Genomic DNA, 26,557 nt, shown 5'->3' on the forward strand with positions numbered 1-26,557 from the left:
ATTAGCGAAAAACTAAGATAATAATTTAAAAGAAGATTTAGCCTAATACCTAGGGGGATACATCACATGATAGAAATTAAAGTACCAGAACTGGCAGAATCCATTACAGAAGGAACCATTTCACAATGGCTCATTAATATAGGTGATAAAGTGACCAAGGGAGATAGTGTTGTTGAGCTGGAAACTGACAAAGTGAATATCGAATTAAATACCGAATACTCAGGTATAGTTTCAAAATTATTAAAAGAGACGGGCGATATCGTCGAAGTAGGCGATGTAATTGCGATTATCGAAGAGAATACAGCTGAAGAAGCCACTCCAGGCACTCCAGCTGTTCCAGCTGCAGCTCCGGAAAGACCGGCAGTAGAAACTTTAAATCAACCAAGCAACCAACCTGAGCCAGAACTTTCGAAAGCCGCACGTCCAATTGCTTCACCAGCGGCAAGAAAATTGGCAAGAGAACTGGGAATCGATTTACACCAAGTAAACAGCCGTGATCCACTTGGCAGAATTAGACCAGAGGATGTAAAAGCATATACACATACACCTGCGGTTAAAGAAGAACCAAAGTTGGAAAAGACCAGCCCAAAACCTGCCGTACAACAAATAGATGAAGAGTTTGACAAACCAGTAGAACGTGTGAAAATGTCCCGTCGGCGTCAAACCATCGCTAAACGCTTAGTAGAAGTCCAGCATACAGCGGCGATGTTAACTACATTTAACGAAGTGGATATGTCCGCTGTTATGGATTTACGCACTAAGCGGAAAGATGCCTTTTTCGAAAAACATGGTGTTCGTCTTGGGTTCATGTCCTTCTTTACAAAAGCCGTGGTTTCAGCTTTAAAACAATTCCCGCTTTTAAATGCCGAAATTCAAGGCGATGAATTGATTCTCAAGAAGTTTTATGATATCGGAATTGCTGTAGCAGCACCAGAGGGGTTGGTCGTACCAGTTGTACGCAATGCGAACCAGAAAAACTTTGCCGAAATCGAACAAGAAATCGGTAATCTCGGTAAAAAAGCTCGTGATAATGCCCTTACTTTAAATGATTTGCAAGGTGGAACATTTACGATTACAAACGGCGGTGTTTTCGGTTCATTAATGTCAACGCCAATCTTGAATAGCCCGCAAGTGGGGATTCTCGGTATGCATAAAATCCAAATAAGACCAGTAGCGATTGATCGTGAACGAATGGAAAATCGCCCGATGATGTATATTGCCCTTTCTTACGACCATCGAATTGTGGACGGAAAAGAGGCAGTCAGCTTCCTGGCCACAGTAAAAGAATTGTTGGAAGATCCACACTCTTTATTATTAGAAGGGTAAATGCATAATAGAGTAGGTTCAATTTATAACTATTTTTTTAAGAACAAGATAGAATATTTTAAAGATAATAACACCCACAAATGTTGATATATCAATGTTTGTGGGTGTTTTTTTGGGGGGGGAGTTGAAAAAGGTAGGGTTTGAATTCATTTTCACACAAAGTTTTCCGTAGCTTAACAGGGAAATGATAGGATTAAAGGATGTCGAGGATACCGCATTAATTAAATATGTTTCTGAATCCATTCAGAGACAGGAAATTCATAGATTATATGGATCTTTTTGTCAGCAAGAAGGGATGTTTATTGAAAAGGAAGATATCGAACAAGATGAAGATGATACATATTTAGATCCTAAATGGGGAGAGCTTACCCAAGTGATTCCTATTAGTTCTACGCTTAGTGGGCAAGAAAAAACAAGTTCTTTATCGAGACATAGAGAAAAATCCAGAAATAGATAATCGATTAGAGAATCATCCACTAGAAGTGAAAGAAATTTATAGAGTTTCAACACAATCGTTTCCTGGAGGCAGAGAATATTCCAAGTGGCTTTGAACTTGACCTTACGGGAGGTGAAGAGTGATGAGTTTTGAGGAAAAAAATCAAATTTGTAGTCGTAAAGCTATGCTTGCGTTTTAACTGGAGGTTTACGGTTTGATCAATTGGAGAACTTTAAATAAGGAGAGGGGACTATGCTTATTAGAGTCAACCCTCCTTATTTAGGTTGTGCTGTGACCTGGAAAAAGGTTATAAAATAACGCAAATTGTTCAATCCATTGCGACAGTTAGATGGTGAATATCCCTCTCAATTTATTATTTTTCCCTGACAATCAAGGCTGAAATCCAGCCTTCGACCCCGTTTGCGGTTTGAACTTTTAGCCACTTTATTCCTTTGGAATCTACTTGTTCTTCATTCAAAAAGTTTATGATTTCTCCATTTGTAATCGTGTATAGACGGGGTGCGGTTAGTGCAGGAGCTTCACGAATATTTCCGCCTTCTTCATAATTCTTATTTAAAATTAATTCTTTTTGATCAGGGGAAGCCCTAGATACTTGTATGTGCACATGTTCTTGGTTTAACCATACCTCAGCTTTCTTCCATTTTTGTGTATACCACTCATTAGGGTTATTTATGATGGCAGCAGTAAGCAAAATCACTAAAGCTGTGGCAGAATAGAAGGTCCATCTTTTAACCCTTCTCTTATTCCTTTTCCGTTTCATGAAAAGTTGAATCATTTTGTTGAAAAAACTTTCGAACAAGGCAAACATTCCTTCAATCATTTCAATCCAAACTGGTATACCAGCTATTCCTGCTTCTCTTCGCCGTCTTTGCATCGTGGAAAGAAATGCCATGATCGGGTAAGAAATTAGATATATCATCTTTTTCAACAAACGGCACAACAAGTTTAAGAAGGGAGGAACAATGTACAACAAAATCAGCCTAGCGAGTTGCAAGAGCACAAAGAGAGCGAAAAAAATACGCATCCATTCCGGCAGGACAGAAATAAGTGACCAGATCCAAAATAGCTGATTTAAAATGGATTCCACAATCGCTAATCTCCTTTATTTAAATAGGATTGAAGTTCTCTCTTTGGACCAGAAATCTGTTTTTTTCTATCGATGTTTTCCAAATTAACGGGGAGATAGGGGAATAGTTTTTTTAGCTTGGCCAATCTTTGTTCTGCCTCAAACTGGTCAATAGAGTGATCGTTGATTAAGTTGAATAGTTGTTTGTTCACCTCATATTTGAAGGCTTGATTTTGGCTAAACTCCGATTCCACTAACCGCTTTGCCATTTCATTCTTTTCTCCAAGCTTCCCTGCAGTGATAAAATCACCTGCTTGAAGAGCTTCTTTAATCGAGGCAGAAATGCGACGCGCTTCCTCCAAGTCTAGAGCCTCTTGATAGGCAGATAGTTCCGCGTTCCTGTCTAAATCGGCAATCGCCTCATCATGGTGCTGGTCCCGAAGACCTTGCCGGATCAAAACACGAACATTTCGAACCACAATACCAGCCTCTCTTAACACCTTGACTAATGGCGAGGTTTGAAAAAATTCTTCAATATGCCGGGCAAAACTCAGATCCTCTTCAATAGGGTAAAATCTTGCTTCTGACTCCACCCAGAAGGGCAAATTATTGTTAATAATGTCGCCAAATTCTCCTGCATTTTGTTGAACTAACCGTTCGGGGTGTTCAACGGCAATATCGATAAATAAATTGACAGAAAACCTTCTTCCTCTTGTAGCCGATGGGACTTCCTCCTTGTAGGTGATGGTTTGCTGCTGCATATTGACTGTATAAACCCTTTTGTATTTGCCAATCCGCAATTCACTACGTGACAAACGCTCTCCATTTTTTACTGCATAGTATTCGTTGTGATTATTAACATAAACAAAGGCATAGGTCATAGACGACGCTGGCGGCTTTTCCAAAAAACTAAATTTCACGTCTTTAACATCTTCAATAAAATGCATTAGGTTATTCCCTCCAGGTTAACTATTTTCATTGAGAGATCACTTACCCTTGTCTACATTCTATGCAGACAATCCGAAGAAAAGCCCCCAAAACTATGAAGAAATTGGAGATTGAGGGAATTGAAGCAACATAATTTAAGAGGGATCGTGAGGAATTTGGAAAAAATATTTAACGGAAACTATATTAAAGAATTGAGAGACCCTATTAAGTCAAAAGTTAACGATGCGTTCATGCACTGTTTTACGATACGTGGGCAAAAAGAAAAAGAAAAAGAAAAAGAAAAAGAAAAAGAAAAACAACAAGTTCTTTATCCAAATATAGATAAAAATCCAGAAATAGAGTCCATTACAGATTCAACAAAATAAAAGGGAAGTCATAAGTACCATGTTTTTGTTTGTCATAAATTATTCACAACTAGTTGAAAAACATCCTGTCCGTTTTGTCCTTTTTTCCATATATGTTTTATGAAAGATATTTTAATAGAAGAAAGGTTAGTGATGGAAGATGGCAAAGTTTAGAATGATACGTACTGAATTTTGGAAGAATCCGATGGTTCTGGAGGAGATGACCCCAGAAGATAAGTTATTTTACGTGTATCTTCTTACGAATTCAAATACCACTCAAATTGGGATCTATAAGATTACCAAAAAACAAATGGCATTTGAATTGGGCTATTCGCTTGAGAGTGTTCATTCGTTAATGGAACGATTCATCAACCTTCACAAGGTGATTCGTTACAATCCTGAGACAAGAGAACTCGCCATTAAGTATTGGGGGAAAGAAAACCTGCATAAAGCAGGAAAACCAGTCATGGATTGTATTTTTGCAGAATTAAAAGAAGTCGAGGATATTTCACTAATTCAATATGTTTCAGAATCCATTCAGAAACAGGAAATTCGTAGTTTGTATGAATCGTTTTGTGAGCAAGAAGGGAAGTTTATCGACCAGGAAAAGATCAATCAAAATGAAGATGATACATATATAGATTCTGAATTAGGAGAGCTTGATAATGCGATGCTTGGTGGGCAAATAAACCAACAACAAGTTCTTTATAAAGAGATAGAGAGTCCATTAGAGAATCATCAACAAGATGTAAAAGAAATTATCGAGTTTTGGGACGCTAATGGATTTGGTTTTACGAACGTGAATGCGAAAGAGCAGCTGTTATCTTGGTTGGATGATTCTAGTTTTTTACAGCCGAAAGAGATGATCTTAAAAGCGATGAATATTGCATGTGCCAATAACAAGCGAAGGCTGAGCTATGTGGTTGGGATTCTGAAAAACTGGGAAAATGAATCGTTACTTACCGTAGAAGATATTGATTCATATCAGGAGAACCAAAAATCGCTACCAAAGCATAGCCAAACATCACAATCGTTTTCAGCTGGAAGAGATATTCCTCGTGATTTTGTACTTGACTTATCGGATGGTGATGAGTGATGAGCATGGCGGAAAAAGCGTTCTTAGGAACACTGATGAAGGCAGAGTACTTACTAAAGGATACCGTGATACAACCTGAACAGCTCGAAAGTACACGACACAAAGAAATCATGCGAAAAATGCTGGAGTTAACCCGTGCCGGTAAGAATATCGATTTGATCACATTCACAACCCTACCTGACCTGGAATCATTAGGGGGAATGTCATACCTTTCAGAGCTGTCAACATATGCGAATCTTGAGAAATTCGATGGAATGGAGAAGCTTATTCTAGATCTGTGGAAGGAACGAGAAAAGAGAAACATCTTAAACGTTGCCGCCATGAATGATTGGGAGATTGCGAAAGTCATTACTGAATTGGATAAGATTAACCAAATGAAAATGGAGGATCACACGTCCTTACAACAAGCATTGGTAGATATCTATGAGGCACCCTGGCAAGATCAAATATCGATGAAAAGTGCCACAACGGGTATCAAAAAGCTTGACGAAGTGACGGGAGGCTTTCGGGGCGGGGAAGTGACGATTATTGCCGCTAGACCATCGATGGGAAAAACGGATGTGATGCTTCATTTTGCAAAAGTGTCAGGTTGGGCAGGTTTTCTGCCTCTTGTCTTTTCCTTAGAAATGCCTGAAAAGCTGATTACCTCCCGATTAATGGCGTCGACTGGAGACTTTAACCGGGCAAAAATGCGAGATCCGAAAAGAATGCTCAGTCAAAATCAAAAGAATAAATGGTCAGATGTAATTGGTGATCTCAATGAAACCCATATGCAAATTTTTGATGGAGCTGGACAAACCATTGCCGAAATGAGAGCGAAAACGCGAAAGATGATGAATCAATTTCCAAACAGGAAACCGATCCTTTTTATTGATTACTTAACACTCATCCAATCAAGTCAATTTTACGGAGGAAATTCTCATTCACAAGTAACGGAAATATCCAAATCCCTGAAAACGCTGGCGAAGGAATTCGATTGTCCGGTCATTTGTTTGGCACAGCTCAATCGATCGGTAGAAACAAGAGCCAATAAACGGCCGATGATGTCTGATATTCGGGAATCTGGCAGTGTGGAGCAGGACGCCGATGTCATTTTGTTCTTATACCGTGAAAAGTATTATGACAGGGGATCGGAGGATCATTCCCTTGAACTCATTGTCTCGAAAAATCGAAATGGTCCAGTGGGCACCATCGCTGTGAATTACCACCAGAATACGGGGAGGATCGAGGACCAAAAGGTGAGTAATGTTACCCTTATCTAACCAAATAGACAAGCAAGAACTAAACTGATGATGGATTTAAAAATCTAATACCGAGGTGTTATCAACATGTTAGTGAAAGATCTTTACCTAGATACTATACGGTATGAAAATTCCGCTTTGGCTCATTACATCTACCATTTACTAGCAGAGAAGAGGATATCATTAGATGACGACTCCATCAAAATAGACTTAGTACGAGCAGACCTTCAGAAAGTAGAAGAATTGATTCAAAAAAATGTACTCTGCATTAATAAAATTTGCATCTACTCACTGAAAATGAACCAGAAGGATTTTGTTTTTATCTTTGCAGCGAGCCGGGAAGAGGCCATCCACTTCTATAAGAGAACATTTCCTCAACCTCCATTGAACTGTCACGAATATTCGCTAGATTTTCAGCTTACGAGAGGCAATGATGTGATTTCGTTTCGGGAAATGAGGAAGGAATTTGATTGTTTTCCAGCTATTGCGGGGTGGTTTGAGAAGTATTGATGATAAAGAAAGGGGACAACCAACTTCTAGTATGATTCCTAAAGTGGAGGAAGAAATCTATTGCCTGGCCAAGTTTATTAATATCATCAGACCGGAACCAGCGGACTGGGCTTTAACAAGCATTAAACTTAAGGTTGTAAATGTAAACGTTTGAAAGTTAAGGGGGGATTGGTTTGATACTTACCCCAGTAGGTATAGGTTTAGAGCTTAGTAGTTCATTTTCTGTTTTTCAACCAGAAGTATGGCATACAATTACTAAACACGGATCAGATATGTATCATCCTTTGTTTGGTACTTGGGTAATTTATGAGGTGGCATTAAATATTTTTACGATGATATTCAGCATTTGTTTGTTGGTGCTTATGCTAAGGAAAAGCAGACGATTCCCGGCACTGATGATTTTTTACTTTATAAGTGCAGTAATCCTTCACTCAATCGATTCCTTTATTGGAAACTTGATTTATTCTGATTTACCAAATTTAGCCCAAGGTGAAATACCGTATATAGAAGGTGTATTGCGAGCTGTAGTGCAAGCAGCAGTGTGGGTTCCGTATTTTATTAGATCCAAACGAGTTAAAGTAACGTTTTTAAGTAAAGACTCAAAAATAATTTTTGATGAGAAACCAACTGATCAAAATATTCCTTACTAGCGAGTAGAAATACTCGTTTTTTTTGTTGTGTTAAAGGTTTTATTTTGAATCCCAGTAAAACTATTTGGAAGTGTGTGAAATGGCGTACAGTGAGAATATGAACGTCTACGGCATGTGGTGCAAGAACAATGCTATCAGACTAGTAAGCTAGTGGCTGCCACGGTAACAGTATAAAAAAGTCGATTGCCTTTTACGTCGAGAAATCGACTTTTTTTGTTAAATTAAAGCACCCGTTAGTTTAAGTGCAACCTTTCACAATCTTTATATTGTTTGTTATTACCCTTAATCTAATTACTCTTTCACTTAAGTATCTTTCATAATGAAGCGGAGCATTCTAAATAATAATAAAGTTAGGAAATATTATGCATGAACTTATAAAAAATAGCAATTAAGTAAAACCAAATATACCTTAAGAAATAAATAATCATAAAATTCTGAATTTTATATCAATCGCGAAATAGTCATTGTTATAATTTATTCGAATAATAAAAAAGGGGGACTAAAATGAAAAAAATTATTTATAGAAGATCTGTTTGCTGGGTTACCTAGAGTACTAGAGGTTTATGTTGATGGGAGGGTATAATTATGACCCCCACATGGGAAAAAAATTGGAGATATTAATCCACTCGGTTTCCGCAGACGAACCACCATCTTTCAGAAAAAATGTCTAAAAAAAATATAAAATTGACAGAATTTTAGTAATACTAAAATTCTATAAAATCATTTTATACTTAACGAGAAAGACAATTAATCTTGAGGGAAGGGAAGAGAATAGAGGTATGAAATACAAAATTTCAAAGCGTTTCACTTCTTTGACGCTATGTATGGGTTTAATATGCAGTACATTTCCAGCATTGTTGTCTGTAGACAATATTCACGCACAGACCGCGTTACCAATTGAACAAATATTAGCAAAGCTTACACCAGAACAGAGAAAAGCATTAAAGCAGCTTCAAACTAGTGACCAATCGGGACTACTTTTGTCACCTGATGTTGATTTAGAATCTGAACAACCAATTTCAGTCATTGTCGAATTTAAAACAAAGCCATTAAAAATTGCGATGCTTGAGTCTCAGCTTCAAGGTAAAAGCTTATCTTTATCAAGTGCAAATCAACTTGTTGAAGAGTCACATAATAAGTTTGAAAAAGATGCAAGCAGGATCTTGGAACAAAAGCAATATAAAATTAGAAGATCTTTCAAAACAGCCTTTAACGGTGTTTCGATGACTCTTCCTGGAAATCAAGTAAAAGCATTATTGCAATCAGATACTGTTAAAGCTGTTTGGAGCGACGCTGAAGTACAATTAGACCTACCTTCAGAAATGCAGGTAACTTATTCATCTAACATGCCAAGTAGCCTACCTTTTATAGGAATTGATAAGCTTCACCAAGAAGGCTACACAGGAAAAGGAATTAAAGTAGGCGTGATTGATACAGGAATTGATTATAATCATCCTGACTTAAAAGATGCCTATAAAGGTGGTTATGATTTTGTAGATAATGATTCAGACCCAATGGAAACTACATATGATCAATGGGTTTAAGCAGGAAAGCCATCACGAGGCAACGTTAACTATTATACAGAACATGGTACTCACGTATCTGGCACAATTGCGGCCAGTGGGAAAAATGATTCAAAGAATACACTTAAAGGGATTGCACCCGATGCAGAATTGTATGCATATCGAGTTTTAGGTCCATTTGGTTCAGGATCATTAACAGCAATTTTAGCTGGTATTGATAAAGCAGTTATGGACGGAATGGATGTTATTAATTTATCGCTTGGTACAAATTACAATGACCCACTTTTTGTGACAAGTGTTGCGATTAACAATGCAGTGCTTCAAGGTGTGACAGCAGTTGTAGCAGCAGGTAATGCAGGAAGTAATCCGTATACGATTGGATCTCCAGGAACAGCAGCCCTTGGATTAACAGTTGGAGCAAGTGATGTTCGTACAACAGTATTGCAGCCGCAAGGAACACTTCATACAAATACAGGTGATTTGACTGCTCCAAAAATGGAGATAAATGCAGAGGATTTTGACAATCCTATCATAGATTTTAAAGAACAAACTCTACAAATTGTTGATCTAGGTTCTGGCCTTGAAGCAAATTATGCTGGCAAAGATGTTACAGGAAAGATTGTCATGATGGATATTTATTATGCAAACATATCTTCAAAAATCGCAACTGCAAAAAAATATGGTGCAAAAGCTATTTTTCTTTATGATGACGAAGGCCGCCGTGACTCATTAGGTTATTTAGGTCAAAATCCGAAATATATCCCTACCTTTTTTGTGCCAAAACAGGATGGTCTGGCATTAGATACGAAAGTGAAACAAAATAATGGAGCAACATTCAAGTTTGATGACATCAAAGAAGTGGTTTCTTCAGAAGGTGATCATTTAGTTCCATTTAGTTCTAGGGGTCCAACAAAAGTGACTTATGATATTAAGCCGGAAATAACTGCACCAGGTGTGCAAATACTTTCCACAGTACCAGCTAATATAAATGGTCCTGACTATAGTGAAAACTATAATGTTGCTTATAAAAAGCTATCAGGTACATCTATGGCAACACCGCATGTTTCGGGTATTGCTGCATTATTACTTCAAAAAAATCCGAATCTTGAACCGTCTGATATTAAAACAATTTTAATGAATACAGCGGATCCATTAAAGGACGCGTATAGTGTTTATGAAGTGGGTGCCGGTCGAGTTGATCCTTATGAAGCGATTCATTCTGATGTTGAAGTTCAAGTTTCAGATGAAACAACAACACTCAGTAAGGATAAGGAAAAGAAAATTAAAGAAAAAACAGGGGCAATTAGTTTTGGCACACTTGCACCAGGTGGTGAAGATGTGGAAGATAACCGATCGCTCACAATCTATAACAATAGTAATCAAGAAAAAACTTTTGATGTAAAAGTAGCGTTTCAAAAAGATAGAGCAGATTCCAAGGATGCAGAGGCAAATGGCGTATCCATTTCAACAGATAAGATGATTAAAGTAAATGCAGGTTCAAGTAAGAAATCTGCAGTCTCGCTTTTTGTTCCTAAGAGCGCTTCATTGGGAACGTATGAAGGGTATATTATGTACACAAATCAATCTAACTCTGAAGAAGTTTATCAAATTCCGTTCGCAGTACGTCTTGTTGAAAAAGGAATCAATGGGATGATTGTGTCACCAAATGTCTTTACAACAGAATCGGATAGCTTCCACTTAGCATTAGTTAATAATGCTAGTCTCATGTTCGAATTTAAATCTCATATGAGAACTGTTGACCTAGTTTTAGAAGATGTAAAGACAAATTAAGAAATAGGATATATTGGTCAAATAGACGGTATTCCTTTAATGGAAAACGTGACTTATTACTTACAAAAAGCATTTAACGGATCATACTACCCGCTAACTGATGACGAGAAGAATCCATTTGCAGATGAAGCTGTAATTGCACCACAGGGAGCATATAAAATCAAATTAATTACAACTGATGATAATGGAGAATCGTTTGTAAACGAGGCCCCAGTTTATATTGATAATGAGAAGCCAACTCTTAATATGGAACTAGCTGATTGGGTATACGAATACGAAGAAGGACAGAAATCTTTCAAGCTTCAAGGATTAATTTTTGATGGGGAGATTGCTGACATGCAAGCTAACGGTATCAATCGTACTCAATCCTCTAACAAGCTGATATATAGCTACAATGGGGGATCAAGTAAAGCGATGCCAGTTGCTGAAGACGGGACTTTCTCCGTTGATGTACCTATGCTCGAATCTAATCCACTTTTAATGGTGCAAATGAATGGTCTAGACGGAGCAACTAACAAGGATTTCCGTAGCGCTAAACAATTCTTCTTTGCGAAAAAGGGGACTTCATATGCAATATCGAAGCCGGATCAACAAACTGTAAAAATGGGTGAAACGTTTAAATTCACGTTATCTATGAACAATGTAAAAAATCTACGCAAAGCAGATTATGCTTTTAAATATCTTAAAACTTATTTTGATCTGATTGATATTAAGCCAAATTCGGAAGAAAGCAAATTAGGGGACGTTAAGATAAATCAAGAATTTACAGACAGTGGAACACTGAGAAATTTGAAAATCTCTGCATCTTTACCTGAAGGAGCCAACGTAACGGGGAATATTCCGTTAGTGGATATCACTTTAAAAGTTCGTGATGATAAATTCATCAAAGAACCTACTACCCTTTCGATTTCAAGTTCATCTTATACAGATGCATCTAATAGCGTAGTACAAGTACCATGTGCAGGTTTTAATGTTTCCATGATTCCAACTTATTCTGAAACGTTTGGTGATGTAAGGGCGGAAGGGTTAATGAGAAACGGCGCTGTATACTTTGGAATTGACCATACAATGATGGGTGGAACAATTAAAGCAACCGATGTAAATGGAATTGACTATAATGGTGTAATTTCTAAACAACCATCATTTACCTTATCAAAGTTACCAGTCACAGATCTACCATTTACATTCGTAATGGACATCCCAGGTCATTTTACGGTGAAAAAGTCTTTTAAGATTAGTGATAGTGATTTTGGAAGTTTAATAGGACAACGATACCTATTAAACTACAACACTGCAATTGCGGGCGATGTAAATAAAGACGATGTGATTGACGTGCTTGATGCAATCTATATCCAATCAAATTGGGGAACAAGTAAGCGTGAAGCAGACATTAACTTTGATGGAAAAGTGGATATGGCAGATCTTTATTTTGTACAGAAAAACTATTTGATGCAAAATCCAACAGTGGCAGATGCACCGACACCAAAAAAGACAATTAAAGGTCAATCTTTAGAGAGTTTGCTGAAGGTACTTAATATCCAGTAATAAGAATTGAGAGATTACTAGAACAATTATGGAATAACAATTACTTAATAAAAAGTTTTAAATGCTTATTATGAAGAAAGAGGAGAAGAGTATGAGAAAAAACATTACGAAATCAGTTACAGTATTTGCTCTAGTTACAAGCTTGGTTACAAGCAGTCTTGTTTCAACTTCTGGGTTCAAGCCAGTTAACGCACAAGCTACCATGAATACTGAGTCGATCTTAGCAAAGCTTACTCCAGAACAAAGAAAAGCATTAACGCAATTAAAATTAAGTGATCAATCAGGGCTGCAATTAAGCCCTGATGTTAACTTAAATAGTGATGAAAAAATCTCTGTTATTGTACAATTTAAGACTTTACCTTCTAAAACTGCAGTCATGTCTGCACAGGCTGAAGGAAAGTCGTTAAGTCTGTCTCAGGCAAATCAACAGGTCGAAGAGGCTCACACATCGTTTCAAAATGATTTAACAAAAATTTTTAAGGATAAGAAACATTATGTTCTAAAACAAATGTATAAGCATGCTTTTAACGGTGTTTCCATGCAAATACCTGCTAATAAAGTTGAAGCATTGATGAAGTCGAAAGCTGTACAAACTGTTTGGGAAAGTAAAGTACTATCTGTAGACCCTCCTGTCGAACAAGAGAGCACAGAAACTGGATCTAATTTACCTCAAGGAGATGTGAATCCATTCCTTGGAGTGAACAAGCTTCATGAAGAAGGATATACAGGAAAAGGCATTAAAGTAGGGGTAATTGATACGGGGATTGACTACAATCATCCTGACTTAAAAGCTGCATATAAAGGGGGATATGATTTCGTCGATAATGATAGCGATCCAATGGAAGCAACTTATGACGATTGGAAAAAATCCAAACAGTTAGAGTTTGTAGGGGGAGCATCATATTATACTTCACACGGAACTCACGTATCTGGGACGATTGCTGGACAAGGAACTAACGACTCGGAATATTCAGTAAGAGGTGTAGCACCAGATGCTGATTTGTATGTATATCGAGTACTTGGTCCGTATGGAAGAGGATCTTTCGATGCAATTATTGGAGGAATAGACAGGGCTGTAAGTGAAGGAATGGATGTTATCAATCTGTCGCTTGGTTCTGATTACAATGATCCGATGAATCCGATTGCTTTTGCGATTAATAATGCAGTACTTTCAGGAGTAACAGCTGTTTTGGCTGCTGGAAATGCCGGGAACGGAATGTATACGGTTGGAACACCAGGAAATGCACCATTAGGATTAGCAGTTGGTGCAAGCAGTGTACCAACAACAATCGCTGAAATAAAAGGGTCAGTACAAGCTGGTACAGAAAAAATCGCTTCAGATATTCGTTTAATTGGAAAGAGCTACACTGATCAGTTACAGAACTTTATCGGAAAGAATCTTCCAGTAGAAAATGTGGGCTTTGGTACCTTTGCAGACTATAACGGTAAGGATGTAAAAGGAAAAATCGCTTTAGTTCAACGTGGTAATATTACATTAAACGATAAAATCAAATTTGCTAAATTAAAGGGTGCAGCTGCGTTGTTTATTTACAATAACGATCCGAAAGAAGGTTATGTTCCAAATTATATTGGTGACTCTATAGCGAATATCCCAACCTTCTCATTAACGAATGCTCAAGGTCTTGCTTTAATCCAAAAACTACAAGCAGGAGCTACGACATACTCATTTGAGCAGTTAGGGCAAGTTAAAACAGAAGGAGACAAGCTAGCTAACTTTAGCTCACGTGGTCCAGCGCGTGTAACGTATGATATTAAACCAGAGGTTACTGCACCAGGAGTAGATATTCTTTCAACTGTTCCTACTCACTTTGCTGGTAGTCAGGGGCTTGGTGACTATAAGCATGCATATACACGTTTATCAGGTACATCAATGGCTAGTCCACATGTAGCAGGGATTGCTGCATTAATGCTTCAGGCTCATCCAGATTATACGCCTTTAGATGTAAAGACTACTTTTATGAATACAGCTGACTCACTTAAGGACAATTACAGTGTTTTTGAGGTTGGTGCGGGTCGAGTAGACGCATACGAAGCGATTCACGCTGATGGGAATCTAGAGGTGCTTGATAAAACTGATATAATGATTGGATCTAAAATGAAAACGATTAAAGAGAAAACTGGAGCGATCAGCTTTGGCACTTTCGCTTCAACTGGTGTGAACATTGGAGATCATCGTAACGTCGTCTTAAAAAATAACAGCAAAGAATCAAAAGTATTTGATATAAAGGTAGAATATCAAGCGGCAAGAGGTTCTAATGATGCAGTTGCTAATAATGTAAAGATTACTGTTGATTCAGAACTAAAGGTTAAAGCCGGTCAAGAAAAGAACCATACAGTTTTTATCGATATTCCAGCAAATGCTGAAAAAGGGGCATACGAAGGATATATTGTTTACACAAATAAACAAAATCCTGATGAAACATACCAAATTCCATTTGCAGCGCGTTTTGTAGAAGAAGGTATTGAAGAGGTAGGAGCATATCCATATGCTTTGACAAGTAATACGTTTGATAATCATCCATTTACGAGACCGCGTACCGACTTATTCTTCCAATTGAAATCTCATATGCGTTACATTGACGTAGTTCTTGCAGATGCAACTACAAATGAAGACCTGGGAATTATTGGAACAATTGACGGTATTGCAGCAAATGAAAACATTCTATATCGACTTGCTAACGGTTTTGGAGGGATCTATATTCCATTTTCAGCAGATCCAAATAGCCCGCTAGTGTACAAATATGAACAAGCAAAACCAGGCTTATATAAAATTAAATTAATTGGCCGAAGCGACGAAGAAAAAACATTTAGTGCAGAAACAAAAGTATATATCGAGGACAAAAACCCGACTGTACAGCATAGTTTACCATTTGGAGTTTATGAATATGAAGAAGGTCAGCAATCAATCCCGTTTTCAGGAACGATCTTTGATAAAGACATAGAGGATATGAAAACTTTTGGGTTTGATATGGATCAGTCATATAATTCAGTAGTAGGTTATTATGATTCATATATGGGCCCTTATGGATGGAAAGCTGAACCATCAGAAACATTAGAGGTCGACCAAAATGGAAAGTATAAAGGTGAGGCTAAATTAAATCCAAATTCATTTACGAGATATTATTCATTTGCGATGGATGCTGCGTCAAATGGAGATTTTGGCAGAATGAATGAAACACTATTTGTTAAAAAAGGAAGCCCGTATATTTCAGGTAGCTTGAATAAAGAAGAAATTAAAATGGGTGAAACTGTTTCAACAACATTAACAGCTCATAACTTAAATAAGACAAACAAAGTCACGTTTGAGTTTGATTATGCTCAATCAAATTTTGAGATTGTAGAGATTTCAGGAAACTCACAATCAAAAAATCAAATTAGCTCAATTACAAAAGAAGAAACAAATGGAATCAGCGGAAAACATGTGAAGGTTACTGTTGAAACAACAAACCCAATTTCAGGTGCACTACCACTACTTGATATTCAAGTAAAAGCAAAGAGTGAGAATTACAATAAAGGATGGTATGAACTACAAGACTTAAAGGCTACCTACATTAATCAATCTGGTCAAGCTGAAGTTGCGCCTGGATTTATGAAGTCGTTTAAAGTATTACCAACTTATTCGCAAATGGCTGCCAAATTACTTCCAGAAGGATTATTTACGCCACAAGGTATGCCGATTGCAGGAATGGATTATTCGAAAATAGGAGCGGAAATTAAAGTAATCGACGATCAAATGAATGAATATACTTCGGTTATTGCTCACCCGAATGGATTTTTTGAAGTTTTAAATCTTCCGTTATCTGATAAACCATTTACAGTAGAAATGGCTGTACCAAGTCACTTTACAACAAAAGCAATCTTTACGATTGGAAAACAAACAGAAAACGGTGTACTTGGAGAAGCAAAGTTAATTGGTGGAATCAGCATAATTGCAGGAGATGTAAATAATGATAATGTGATTGATGTGATGGATGCTATTAATATGAAGGAAAATTGGGGTACGAATAATCGAAATACTGATATTAACTTTGATGGTACTACTGATGCGAAGGATTTTGCTTTTGTTGAGGCGAATTACTTGATGAGTAATCCAACAGTTAATGATGCTCCGAAAGCTGTTAAGAAGTATAATGGTACAATGATTGATGATGTAAAGATTGAACTAGGAATCAATTAAAATAATAGTTTTTAAAGACAATCAATAGGGCAATGAAATCCTTGTTGATTGTCTTTTTTTCTTAATAGAACATTTAAATTCATTATTATACTAGCTATCTAGCTTATTTTGATACAGGTAGGGGTAGTTCCCAAATAGATGAAGAAGGCAAAAAGATAGCTGATATAGATTATTAAGGGGCATATTAATGTTTAAAATTGAAGCCTATAGCTGATGAAATTGTATTTGGTTCAAATAAGATTAATTATAAAGGAATGCAGTATGGTGTTGTAGATCTGGTACCACACTTTGTTGAAACGGATAGTAGCAAAACAAAAGCCACAAAAGAGGATGTCGATAATTGCGAAACAAAATTTTATAGTAATTATTTCCCAAAAAGGAGTAGCATTTCTTTAAAAATAATATTCAGTATATATAAACAAATAAAAGATTCTTTATAAAAAATGTGGCTAGGATATTTTAGGGTGAACACCTGCTACATCTAATTAATTTAATTTGTCTACTTTCAGCAGTCCACACATGTGGAGTGTGGTAACAATAGAAGCAGGTGCACTACACCAACATTATAGATCCAAATAATTATATACAAATTTTACACACTGGTTCCACAAAACCATATTAAAACATTACTAATTGCTCTATTTCAACTCCGACCACCGGTATTAATAGGTTGATTAGCAGAGTCTCCGATTCTTGAAAGGTACTCTGCTTTGCCTTTTATCAGTATCAACCAGACTCTGCAATCATAATTGATTTTTCAATTTCAATAATGCTTGAGAAATTTATGTAAAATATAAAAGGGGGGAGGGGTTACCCGATAAGGAACCTCCCCACCCCTTGACTACCATTCTTATAACGTAGATCCCCTTTCCAAATAAGAAGACTTTATTTTAGTTTTAGATAACTTCAGATTTCCCGCTATAATTCCGCCTAATATTAAAACAACCCCGAACCATTGGGACATACTTACCTGTTCTGCTAAGACTAGCGATGATAAGATAACAGCAATAGGAAGTTCAGCGGATGTTAAAATGGTCCCAAGACCTTGTCCGATATGTGGCATGCCGATTGTAAATAAGAGCGGCGGCAAGACTACTCCTAATAAGCCAAGATAAAAACCATACGGTGCAATTTCCATTAATACTGGTAAATGCAGTAACTCCTTTGGCGGATTGAGGAAGAAAACGGTAATCATGCCCCCAGTGGTAAATAGAGCACTTTTTTGCACAACTGGTGTATCTTTTTCCACACTACCACTAAGAAAGATGAAGGTGGTATAGGTAATTGCAGAAAGCATTCCCCAAAGTGTTCCTTGCCATGTTATTTCCATGCTGCCTCCAGCAATAATTCCTGAAGCAAATATTGAACCAGTCACCAGAATAGCTATGGAAACAACCTTCCCCATTGTTGGTTTCTTTTTATAAAAGACCTATTCAAATAAGCTGCCACTCCATACAAATTGAAATAAAAAAATGATTGCAAGCGATGCGTTAAGTGTTTGCAGAGATTGGTAATAAAATAGACTCGTTAAACCAAGTGGAAACCCGGATAAAAGTAATTTGCCTATTTTGTGCAGCGTAAGTTTTTTCTTTTTCGAAAAGAGAGCTACGATCCAGTTTAATAGAGCCCCAATTAAGAATTGAGTTCCAGTTACCTAGCGACTAGTAAAACCATTAGAATAAGCTAACTTGACAAAAGTTATAATTCGCCGGAACTGCATTCCCTCAATAAAAAATAGTTCGTAATACCCAGTTTTCCTTTTTTCCTACCCTTTTCAGTCAATCAAAACATAAAATGCCACACAGCTAATAAAATCTGTGAAATGAAGTAATTTTTAATAAACTAATTACAAATTTTAGATATACATAATTATATTATGTTAACTAAAATTACAACCAGAGCTAGGGACTTCCCAGGAAAGGAATATCTCGGCCTTTTATGGATTTTATTGTCGATTATAGTAGAATAGCAGGTAGAGGGAGTTCCTTTAGTAGGTAGTTAGGAGGGTAATTTTTTGAATAACGACTTTTACTTAAAAGTGGAGGATATAGAAAAAAAGACGACAAATTTAATAAAGGATTACCAACAGGATTTTTATCAATATTTAGTAAATAAAGAGCATCTGTTAGAGATTGAAATGGAGGACACTAATAGCTTATTTAAACATTTGGCTGATGATCCTGGAATCTATTACTTCGAGGAGCGTTTTCCAAAATTTGAAGCTTCCATAACATTTGATGAGTTTCATGAAGATTTTACATCTAAATGGAATGAGATAGGTGATACCTATAAGTCTCCAAAATTTTATAAGACAAATGCCGAATATCATTTTAACAAAATTCGACATGGACATTGGGTTCCTTTTTACCTAGGAAAGCGGAAGAAGTTAAAGAATCGTGTGATGGAACACATCCTAGGTCCTAAATCCAATAAAACATATGCAATGAGACTAAAAGATCGAAAGTTAGATTTAAAATACAGAATGAGCTATATCTCTTTAAAAAACCTGGAAAAAGAACAATATTTTTTGGTAGAGCATTTTGAGAAAGAGTTAAGAAAACAATTAAATCCTATTGTTGGAAAACAGTAAATAGGAATCAAATGGAGGTGAAATATGAGTCTATTGAATGAAGACTTACATACTGTGATAGAGAATGCAGTGAAAGAAGCACAACATTCCGTTCTGATTGTTTCACCATATATAAAATATAATACGGCCGCCCGGATTGTTAACATTGTAAAGAATAAAAATCTTGATCTAAAAATATTAACACTCCCACCTGGTGAGGAATACATAACTGGTGCAACGGACCTTGAAGCTATTCTTACTCTTCAGACTTACGGCTTTAAGATTAAAATGCTGCCTTACTTACATGCCAAACTCTATCTAATTGACGAAAAATGTTTGTTTATTGGTTCAGCGAATTTTACTAATAGGGGGTTAGGATTAGCAAAGGAAGCTAATAAGGAAATACTCATCGAAAAGAGAGCGAATCATGTAGATTTGACACTCATTAGGAATGATTTTTGGAATCACGAAGAAGTGAGGTCCATTGATTATTTCAAAGATTTTAAGGAGCAAATCATTAAATTACAAGATAAATACGGGTCCATGAGTGAGCAATTAAAAGCAGTTCATCGTGATTTTAATATTACTTTCAAGCCTTATTCTCCTCATGAAGAATTATTAATTAAGCTAAAAGAAAAAGGAACCATTGAGAGTTACTCCCAAATGAAAAATGGTTATTATAAGCACGCATTTACAATTAATGACAAGCAAATCGTAAAAATTATGCGTTCAAAAGTAGCGGAAAAGAATCAAGAACTGGTTTATGAAACATTTAATTATCAAATTTCAAAAAAATCGGCTGCACTATTTCAGAAACGGAAAGTAAAAGCTCTCATTCTCATATTAGAAGAGCCGGATCAATTTGTTTGTTTGCCAACAACTTTCATAATTGAAAAGATCCAGCGTTTATCAAATACAAAAAAAATGAAAGATTACCAATTTAAAGTTAAGAGAAAAGGGGACGAACTATTTCTATCCATTAAGGGGAAAAGATCCGTTCAAAAGATTGATATAAAAAAGTATGAAGGTGCCATGCGTTTTAAGGTTTTGAAGTAGTATTTGTCACTAATATTGCTATCATGAAGATACGGAGATGATGCTGCCGTTTTCTTACACTTACATCTATAACCAATTTCGCGCTTTCTAAGGTGAATGTCCTTCATAATTAATAGTTAGTTCCTCCACATCCGAAGAATCGTACACAATGTCTTTATGACGACTAATAAATGTACGACCAACTTCAATTTATGTATCTCAATGGGAAATTCCCGTTTATGCAAGGTTTTCAATAAAAATGTATTAATTCAGCAAAATAGATTAAAGGAATGTTGAATCTATTAATAAAAGGATTTACGAAGTTTTTAGAAAATGGTCTGATTAGCAATACATAAAACATGTTTGTTTATATCTTGTAAACTACAATTAAAACTAAGTGTCGATTGTCAAGTTATGCTGAATACTGTAAAATTCAGTTAAAAAAGGGGACTATTAGGTTGATTCTATTAGGGATAAAGGAAAATATGATAATTAATACGCTTAATGTAAAATGGGGGATAAAATATTGTTTAGAGATTTACTGAACTACTGGAAAGGAAAATGGAAAGAGATATTATTCTTCTTTTCCATATTATTTATTCTACTTTATGAAAATTTACTGAAAAATATTGGACCTTGGTGGACTAATGCAGATGTATATGGATACATAACTAGCCTGTTAGCATATGGTTATATAGTAATTTATTTTATCTATTATCTTAGAGTCCAAAGATCTTTAATGGAAAAAGAAAAAAGTAAAGAAAATAAAAGTAAGAATCTTTCGTTAGTAGATGATACAGAAGAAAAGATTTTAGAAAACAAAGCAAAAACTTATTCAAAATTTGCATGGTTTGTAGCAAGTATTACCGTCCTTTTTCCAATATGTGGTGTTTTATTGGTGGGATTATTTAATGTTAATTTTGGTGACTTAGGACCATATGGTGATTTCGTTGCAGGTTCTACAGTTCCTTTTTTAACCTTTTCAAGTTTTGTTCTCTTATCAGCTACTTTAATAACTCAACAAGTACAACTCAAAGTACAAATGAAAGAGTTAAAACTTTCTAGAGAAGAATTCGAAAAGACAAATAAAGAATTAGATGAACAAAACAGAACTTTGGTATTACAGAGATTTGAAAACACGTTTTTTAATATTCTTTCATCTCATAATGAAGTTATGGATAGCATTCGACCAAAATTTAAAGAAATATATGAAAAATTTAAAAGTAAATCAGAGGTAGAAAGAGAATTAAAATTTTTTAATGACAATAATAGTTTCCTTTATGAAGATGTATTATTAAAATGGTTTAAATTTGATCCTAATGATTTCAAAGGGATTTTAAGTGGTGAAAGGGTAAATGAAAATGCAAGCAAATCACTTGCATATTGTAGAGAAAATATTGATTTAGTTCATGAATTCTTTGTAAAAGTGTATCAAACTAGAGAATTTAAATACATATTAATTAACCAAGTATACGAAGAAATATATAACGAATATCATCACATTTTAGGACATTTTTTTAGAAGCATGCATCGAATAGTTAAATATGTAGATAACTCTAATATTATTAATAATGAGGAAAAGAAATTTTATCTTGGTATTGTAAGAAGTCAAATTACATCATATGAGCACATTATGCTATTTTATAATTGCCTTAGTCCATATGGTAATGATGGTTTCTTGCCTTTAGTTAAGAGATATGATTTCCTAGATGAGATGAAGGATGAGTTATTAATAAATAAAGATATTTGTAGCCACATGGAATTGTTTACAGATTTTGATGACCTAGACGTAGATATAATTTTTAATATGAGTAAAGTTTATCAATTAGGATTTCATAAAAAATGGTTAGATAATATAAAAATTTTAAAGAACTATAAAAGTTTATTTGAATTTAGAATTAAAGAAATTGCAAATAACTATGTAAATAGACAATTAGTAGTTCCTAGGGAATTGATAAAATCAATAGAAAAGGAATTAATTGACAAAGGATTGGCGAAAAAAATAGATTCATTCATAAATAAATTGAAAATATATGAGAGCGATAAAAGGGAATTAATAAAACAATTAGATATTGACATTGATTATTTGGAAATCATAAATAACGAGTGTAGAGTTTTAAAGGACGAGTGTTTTGAAATATTTTATAATGCACAAAGATCAATGGTAACAAATTAATATTTTATTTTTGTTATAGTAAGTGTTTTTTGCCTTGTATCTAAGGTTTGTAATGAACGAGCTAGCGTAATGATAACTACGAATCTCGAATTTACAGAGTGGACCTCTATATTCGGGGATGAAAAGATGACCGCAGCTCTTCTAGACCGACTAACCCATAGGGCTCATATCCTCCTCCTTAATGGAGAATCATATCGATTTAGACAAAGTATGAAACAAAGGGACGAAAGCGACCAGTAGGCCTGGCGCGCGAGGAGTTTAGGGTATCTTGCCCCTCACCATTTATATGTGTGATATTATTATTCTTGAAAGAAATCTAAGTCAACTTTTTTACTAAATAAATGTCTTAATCAGAAACACCAAAATTAATAAATTTATACAAAATGAAAAAAATATCATTCTTCAAAAAAAACTAATTTGGTTATAAACACTTAGTAGAAATTCGTGGACAAGTATTAGCAAACATGAAGTCATTAAAATTGAAGAAAAACATAAGAAGTCAATCGACACTACTTTAAAAGTTTGTACTTCTGTGATTTTATTCGATCTAGCAACAGAGGACCCAGGCTTTGTGTAAAATGGTGATATTGAAGGGCTTGGTCAGTTACTTCACTTACCACCAAAACTAGAATCTCGCCGTATTGAAATTGAAGCAATGCTAGAACCTTTAGAATAGGAGTGATTTTTGTGACAGAAAAAGAATTACTAGAGAGTGGATATCGTAAATACCCTGGAGAAACTATTGATGTATTTTATGACATTAAGAAATGCGTCCATGCAGGAGAATGTGTACGTGGGAATGGCGATGTATTTAAAGTAAAACGTAAGCCCTGGATTATTGCAGATAACGCATCAGCAGAAGAAGTTGCACTAGTGGTGGATTCATGTCCATCAGGTGCACTAAAATATATTCGAAAAGAGGAAATGGATATGGAATTTTTAATAGACTCAAATCGTTTTTATTTAGAAGATGCAAATGGCGAACTTACAGCGGAAATCACATTTACACGTCCGAATGATGATTTTTTTATTATCGATCATACTAGAGTAAATGATTCATTACGTGGACAAGGTGTTGCACAAGCGTTAGTAAAAGCAGTTGTTGATAAAGCACGCGCTGAAAATATGAAAATTATTCCACTATGTCCATTTGCAAAATTAGAATTCGAGAAAAAAGAAGAATACGCAGACGTATGGAGACGCTAAGGGGAGCAGAAGAATAGATAATAAACATTCGAATTTAAAAATGGGTCAACTTTAAAAATTCGATATGTAATGGAACCAATGACAACTTAATTAGACAATACTGATCGCACAGTTTCAGATGATGAACTTACTTATTATGCATGCATTGTTCCAGGCTTTCACTGATTACTTGCTTCCGAAACAGGCATAATAACATCGACAATAATTTCTGCATAAAACGCGGCGTATCGTATACATGTATCAAAAAAGGTAAAGAGAAACGACATGATGTTCCAATCCAAAAAGTTTCTAGAAACAGAGCAAACAAGGAGGAAATTTGTATGACTAAAATCATTGGTCTTATTTGTGGTAGTTTAAGAAGAAATTCTTATAATCGAATCATTGCTCAATCATTGGCAGAGATGGATAATTCCGTCGAATTCCGTTGGATTGAGATAAATGATCTTCCTTTATTTAATGAAGATTTAGAAATGGAAGGAAATCCAGAAACGGTAACAACATTTAAGTCTTCTATTCAAGAAGTAGACGGTATTATTATCGTAAGTCCAGAGTACAATTCTGGGATTCCGGGCGTGTTGAAAAATGCGTTGGATTGGGCATCAAGACCTGCGAAGTCCTCTGTGTTAAATAGAAAACCAGTTGGTCTTATCGGAGCAACTCCCGGAGGATTAGGTACTGCTTTTTCTCAAATGCAAATCAGACAAATTTTAGAAGCCATGCAAGCCCATGTACTTCCGTTTCAAAAAGTACTAATTTCACAAGTACATGAAAAGATTGATTCCAATCAGAAAGTACTTACTGACGAAAAAACAAAACGATATCTTCAGCGTTATTTACAACAATTTATTGATTGGATTGATCACCTTCCTATTTTAGATTAATAAAAGTTGACCAAAGAGGGTAACCCTTAAAGTAATAGAATGGAGAATGTTAATATACCAATTTTGTAGCTATGTGAGTGTAGGGAGTGAAGCTTCGTTGAATATAGCAGAGAAGAAAGTGACATGGTTAGAGTTATTTTACGATTTAATATTTGTTGCAGCTGTTGCTACAACCACACATGTTCTGCTTCAGGTAGAGGCTAAACACATTCCAATCGAGTATTTATTTAAATATGTGTTAATGTTCATTCCAGTTTGGTGGTCTTGGGTAGGACAAACGTTATTTATTAATCGTTTCGGACAAGACATATTAAATCAACGTATTCATATGATTGTTCAAATGGTGTTCGTCCTAATCATGACTTCTAGCTTATCAGCTAATTTTGATCTATATTATTATGCATTTCTAATCGGATATATCGGCTTGAGATCTTTAACAGCCATACAATATCTAGTCGTTCGAAAGAAGGAAACGGGGGATAGAAGATTAGTAGCTCACTATTTGGGAACCCGATTCTGGATTGGAGTACTTATTTCTGCAAGTTCCATCTTTTTCGATTCTTGGTTTCGTTATATTTTGTTATACATCGGTATTTTCGTGGATATCTTAGTGCCTATATTTGGGCGTAAGTATTTAATCAAGATGCCGACCAACATGGCTCATTTGTTAGAGCGCTTTGCGTCACTGACACTCATTCTTTTTGGAGAATTGATCGTCAGCACCCTTTCGGTATTACAACCGCATCGAGGGGACTGGAATTCGATATTATTCTCTGTCACTTCCTTCATTCTAATTCTGTCCATGTGGTGGCAGTATTTCGATAATGTGGAAAAAAAGGTAAATAAATCAATAGGAACCGTTGGACATGCCATTATCTATGGTCATCTCTTTATTCTCATGTCGCTAAGCATGATTGCTGCTTCCATAAAACTGATATTCCTCAATGATATCAGTTATTTCTTTGGCTTAACCTATATTTATGGTTCCGCATTCCTTTATTTCATTGCAACGACACTTACTTTTCATCAATACAGATATGAACAACACAAATATAAAAAGTATCATTTCTTCTTACTTAGTGGTCTGTTAGCAAGTCTAGTTGTGTTCAGTTTGATTGTGACTGTCCCTAACCTAGTCCTTGTGGGTGAACTTGCCCTATTCTTCATGATCTATGCCAAAGTAACAACGACGTAAAGCTAATTCTTCTCTACCGGGATACATATAAGTTACACAAAGAATATCATGCGAGACGAGGCGGTTTATTCCAAATGATTCAATTATGGGTGAATCTTCCTCGCTCCAATAAAATGCATGCACTCAAGTATCAAGAGTTACTGCTGCAATGGCATTTAAAAACCTACTCAAACGTTTACGCCGATTCACTTTTTTGATATTTCATTCAAGGCTTATGGTCAAGCATCTACCGTACTTCCATCAAACTTCAACACCGCTGCGTTTGTAGAAAGGGACTACCAATTTGACAATATTCTAAGGCATATCATCATTGAAGATCAAACCGACGATATGCTCGTCATTGTTTTAAGTGGAGAACCTATTGATGAACCTAATGAACAGTAAGGAAGAAATCATGGAAGCCTTTAAAGACTTTCACTCCGGCAAAATGTATAATCTAGATTTCTAATATCCAACAGCCCACCGCCATTTAATAAATATCCATCTTAACACATTTAAGTTTACCGTTATTTATGGTAAGGTTCGGGGCAAGATACCCTAAACTCCCAATCCTCCCCCAAATATGGAAATAACTCAGAATGAAGTGGCTCACTTTTGAAGTGATCGCTCTGGCTCAAATTAATATTGACAAATACACAACCTTCGGAGGCATGATGTAATATTGCCTTTCACATGCTAACATGATTATTAATTGAAAAGTATAGGGTAAACACTACTACATCTATAATTTTCTGCGATCACTACTCAAGCCATCTGGAGTGTGGTAACAAAGAAGTAGGTGAAACTATACACCTGCATTA

General features: G+C 35.7%; 20 protein-coding genes and 2 pseudogenes. 19 read left to right on the forward strand and 3 right to left on the reverse strand.

What is annotated here, in order from left to right; translation table 11 throughout:
• Positions 1–66 precede the first annotated feature (66 nt).
• Together odhB and TR08_RS20130 are read left to right on the forward strand one after the other, a co-directional pair.
• Positions 67–1,326 (forward strand): 2-oxoglutarate dehydrogenase complex dihydrolipoyllysine-residue succinyltransferase, encoded by a 1,260-nt coding sequence (odhB, locus tag TR08_RS20125; protein ID WP_045521321.1) that lies wholly within the window; start codon positions 67–69, stop codon positions 1,324–1,326.
• 184 nt (positions 1,327–1,510) lie between these two features.
• Complete coding sequence (locus tag TR08_RS20130; protein WP_045521323.1) at positions 1,511–1,783, forward strand: hypothetical protein; 273 nt, start codon at positions 1,511–1,513, stop codon at positions 1,781–1,783.
• Positions 1,784–2,135: 352 nt separating this feature from the next.
• On the opposite strand, the gene TR08_RS20135 is transcribed toward TR08_RS20130, so the two are convergent.
• Complete coding sequence (locus tag TR08_RS20135) at positions 2,136–2,870, reverse strand: SH3 domain-containing protein (protein WP_045521325.1); 735 nt, start codon at positions 2,868–2,870, stop codon at positions 2,136–2,138.
• A 5-nt stretch (positions 2,871–2,875) separates the two neighbouring features.
• Positions 2,876–3,796: a hypothetical protein gene (locus TR08_RS20140; protein ID WP_045521328.1), complete on the reverse strand. Its 921-nt coding sequence runs from the start codon at positions 3,794–3,796 to the stop codon at positions 2,876–2,878.
• A gap of 120 nt (positions 3,797–3,916) precedes the next feature.
• Here TR08_RS20140 and TR08_RS20145 point away from each other — a divergent pair, with 120 nt between their 5' ends.
• The 9 genes and pseudogenes from TR08_RS20145 (at position 3,917) to TR08_RS20175 (ending at position 16,695) form a co-directional block, all read left to right on the forward strand.
• Positions 3,917–4,162 carry a hypothetical protein gene (locus tag TR08_RS20145; protein WP_045521331.1) on the forward strand — a complete coding sequence of 82 codons (246 nt, stop codon included), beginning with the start codon at positions 3,917–3,919 and terminating at the stop codon, positions 4,160–4,162.
• 139 nt (positions 4,163–4,301) lie between these two features.
• Entirely contained in the window at positions 4,302–5,237 is a 936-nt protein-coding gene (locus TR08_RS20150) for a DnaD domain protein (RefSeq protein WP_238579202.1), read from the forward strand.
• Positions 5,237–6,499, forward strand: a complete 1,263-nt coding sequence (locus TR08_RS20155) for a DnaB-like helicase C-terminal domain-containing protein (protein WP_045521333.1) — start codon at positions 5,237–5,239, stop codon at positions 6,497–6,499. Before TR08_RS20150 ends, TR08_RS20155 begins: the two co-directional genes overlap by 1 nt.
• Before the next feature lie 66 nt (positions 6,500–6,565).
• Complete coding sequence (locus tag TR08_RS20160) at positions 6,566–6,988, forward strand: hypothetical protein (RefSeq protein ID WP_045521335.1); 423 nt, start codon at positions 6,566–6,568, stop codon at positions 6,986–6,988.
• Positions 6,975–7,142: a hypothetical protein gene (locus tag TR08_RS32715; RefSeq protein ID WP_193747807.1), complete on the forward strand. Its 168-nt coding sequence runs from the start codon at positions 6,975–6,977 to the stop codon at positions 7,140–7,142. Before TR08_RS20160 ends, TR08_RS32715 begins: the two co-directional genes overlap by 14 nt.
• A 19-nt stretch (positions 7,143–7,161) precedes the next feature.
• Complete coding sequence (locus TR08_RS20165) at positions 7,162–7,638, forward strand: DUF2569 domain-containing protein (protein ID WP_045521337.1); 477 nt, start codon at positions 7,162–7,164, stop codon at positions 7,636–7,638.
• 824 nt (positions 7,639–8,462) lie between these two features.
• Positions 8,463–10,952: pseudogene (locus TR08_RS30435) on the forward strand (S8 family serine peptidase).
• A 39-nt stretch (positions 10,953–10,991) separates the two neighbouring features.
• Positions 10,992–12,497 carry a dockerin type I domain-containing protein gene (locus TR08_RS30440; RefSeq protein ID WP_052427544.1) on the forward strand — a complete coding sequence of 502 codons (1,506 nt, stop codon included), beginning with the start codon at positions 10,992–10,994 and terminating at the stop codon, positions 12,495–12,497.
• 91 nt (positions 12,498–12,588) lie between these two features.
• Entirely contained in the window at positions 12,589–16,695 is a 4,107-nt protein-coding gene (locus TR08_RS20175) for a S8 family serine peptidase (protein ID WP_045521339.1), read from the forward strand.
• Between the two features lie 850 nt (positions 16,696–17,545).
• Here TR08_RS20175 and TR08_RS34035 read toward each other — a convergent pair.
• Positions 17,546–18,100, reverse strand: a complete 555-nt coding sequence (locus tag TR08_RS34035; protein WP_370576363.1) for an EamA family transporter — start codon at positions 18,098–18,100, stop codon at positions 17,546–17,548.
• 609 nt (positions 18,101–18,709) lie between these two features.
• On the opposite strand from TR08_RS34035, the gene TR08_RS20190 reads away from it, so the two are divergent.
• The 8 genes and pseudogenes from TR08_RS20190 to TR08_RS20215 all read left to right on the forward strand — a co-directional run bounded on the left by TR08_RS20190 (position 18,710) and on the right by TR08_RS20215 (position 25,757).
• Positions 18,710–19,285 carry a hypothetical protein gene (locus TR08_RS20190; RefSeq protein WP_045521342.1) on the forward strand — a complete coding sequence of 192 codons (576 nt, stop codon included), beginning with the start codon at positions 18,710–18,712 and terminating at the stop codon, positions 19,283–19,285.
• 24 nt (positions 19,286–19,309) lie between these two features.
• Positions 19,310–20,320 (forward strand): phospholipase D family protein, encoded by a 1,011-nt coding sequence (locus tag TR08_RS20195; protein ID WP_045521343.1) that lies wholly within the window; start codon positions 19,310–19,312, stop codon positions 20,318–20,320.
• 505 nt (positions 20,321–20,825) lie between these two features.
• The gene (locus TR08_RS20200; protein ID WP_045521345.1) at positions 20,826–22,475 is read left to right on the forward strand and encodes a putative phage abortive infection protein; all 1,650 of its coding nucleotides are present in this window, start codon (positions 20,826–20,828) and stop codon (positions 22,473–22,475) included.
• 6 nt (positions 22,476–22,481) lie between these two features.
• Positions 22,482–22,715: an ATP-binding protein gene (locus tag TR08_RS31320; protein ID WP_441912655.1), complete on the forward strand. Its 234-nt coding sequence runs from the start codon at positions 22,482–22,484 to the stop codon at positions 22,713–22,715.
• Between the two features lie 447 nt (positions 22,716–23,162).
• A pseudogene (locus TR08_RS32975) lies at positions 23,163–23,381 on the forward strand ((4Fe-4S)-binding protein); the annotation flags it as partial.
• Positions 23,382–23,384: 3 nt separating this feature from the next.
• Positions 23,385–23,681, forward strand: a complete 297-nt coding sequence (locus TR08_RS32980) for a GNAT family N-acetyltransferase (protein WP_441912657.1) — start codon at positions 23,385–23,387, stop codon at positions 23,679–23,681.
• Positions 23,682–24,001: 320 nt separating this feature from the next.
• Positions 24,002–24,562 carry an NADPH-dependent FMN reductase gene (locus TR08_RS20210; protein WP_045521347.1) on the forward strand — a complete coding sequence of 187 codons (561 nt, stop codon included), beginning with the start codon at positions 24,002–24,004 and terminating at the stop codon, positions 24,560–24,562.
• A gap of 103 nt (positions 24,563–24,665) precedes the next feature.
• A complete protein-coding gene (locus TR08_RS20215) occupies positions 24,666–25,757 on the forward strand; it encodes a low temperature requirement protein A (RefSeq protein ID WP_045521418.1) in 1,092 nt (363 codons plus the stop codon).
• Positions 25,758–26,557 lie beyond the last annotated feature (800 nt).

The sequence above is a fragment of the Neobacillus niacini genome (assembly GCF_000759675.1).
GTDB classification, from domain to species: domain Bacteria; phylum Bacillota; class Bacilli; order Bacillales; family Cytobacillaceae; genus Neobacillus; species Neobacillus niacini_A.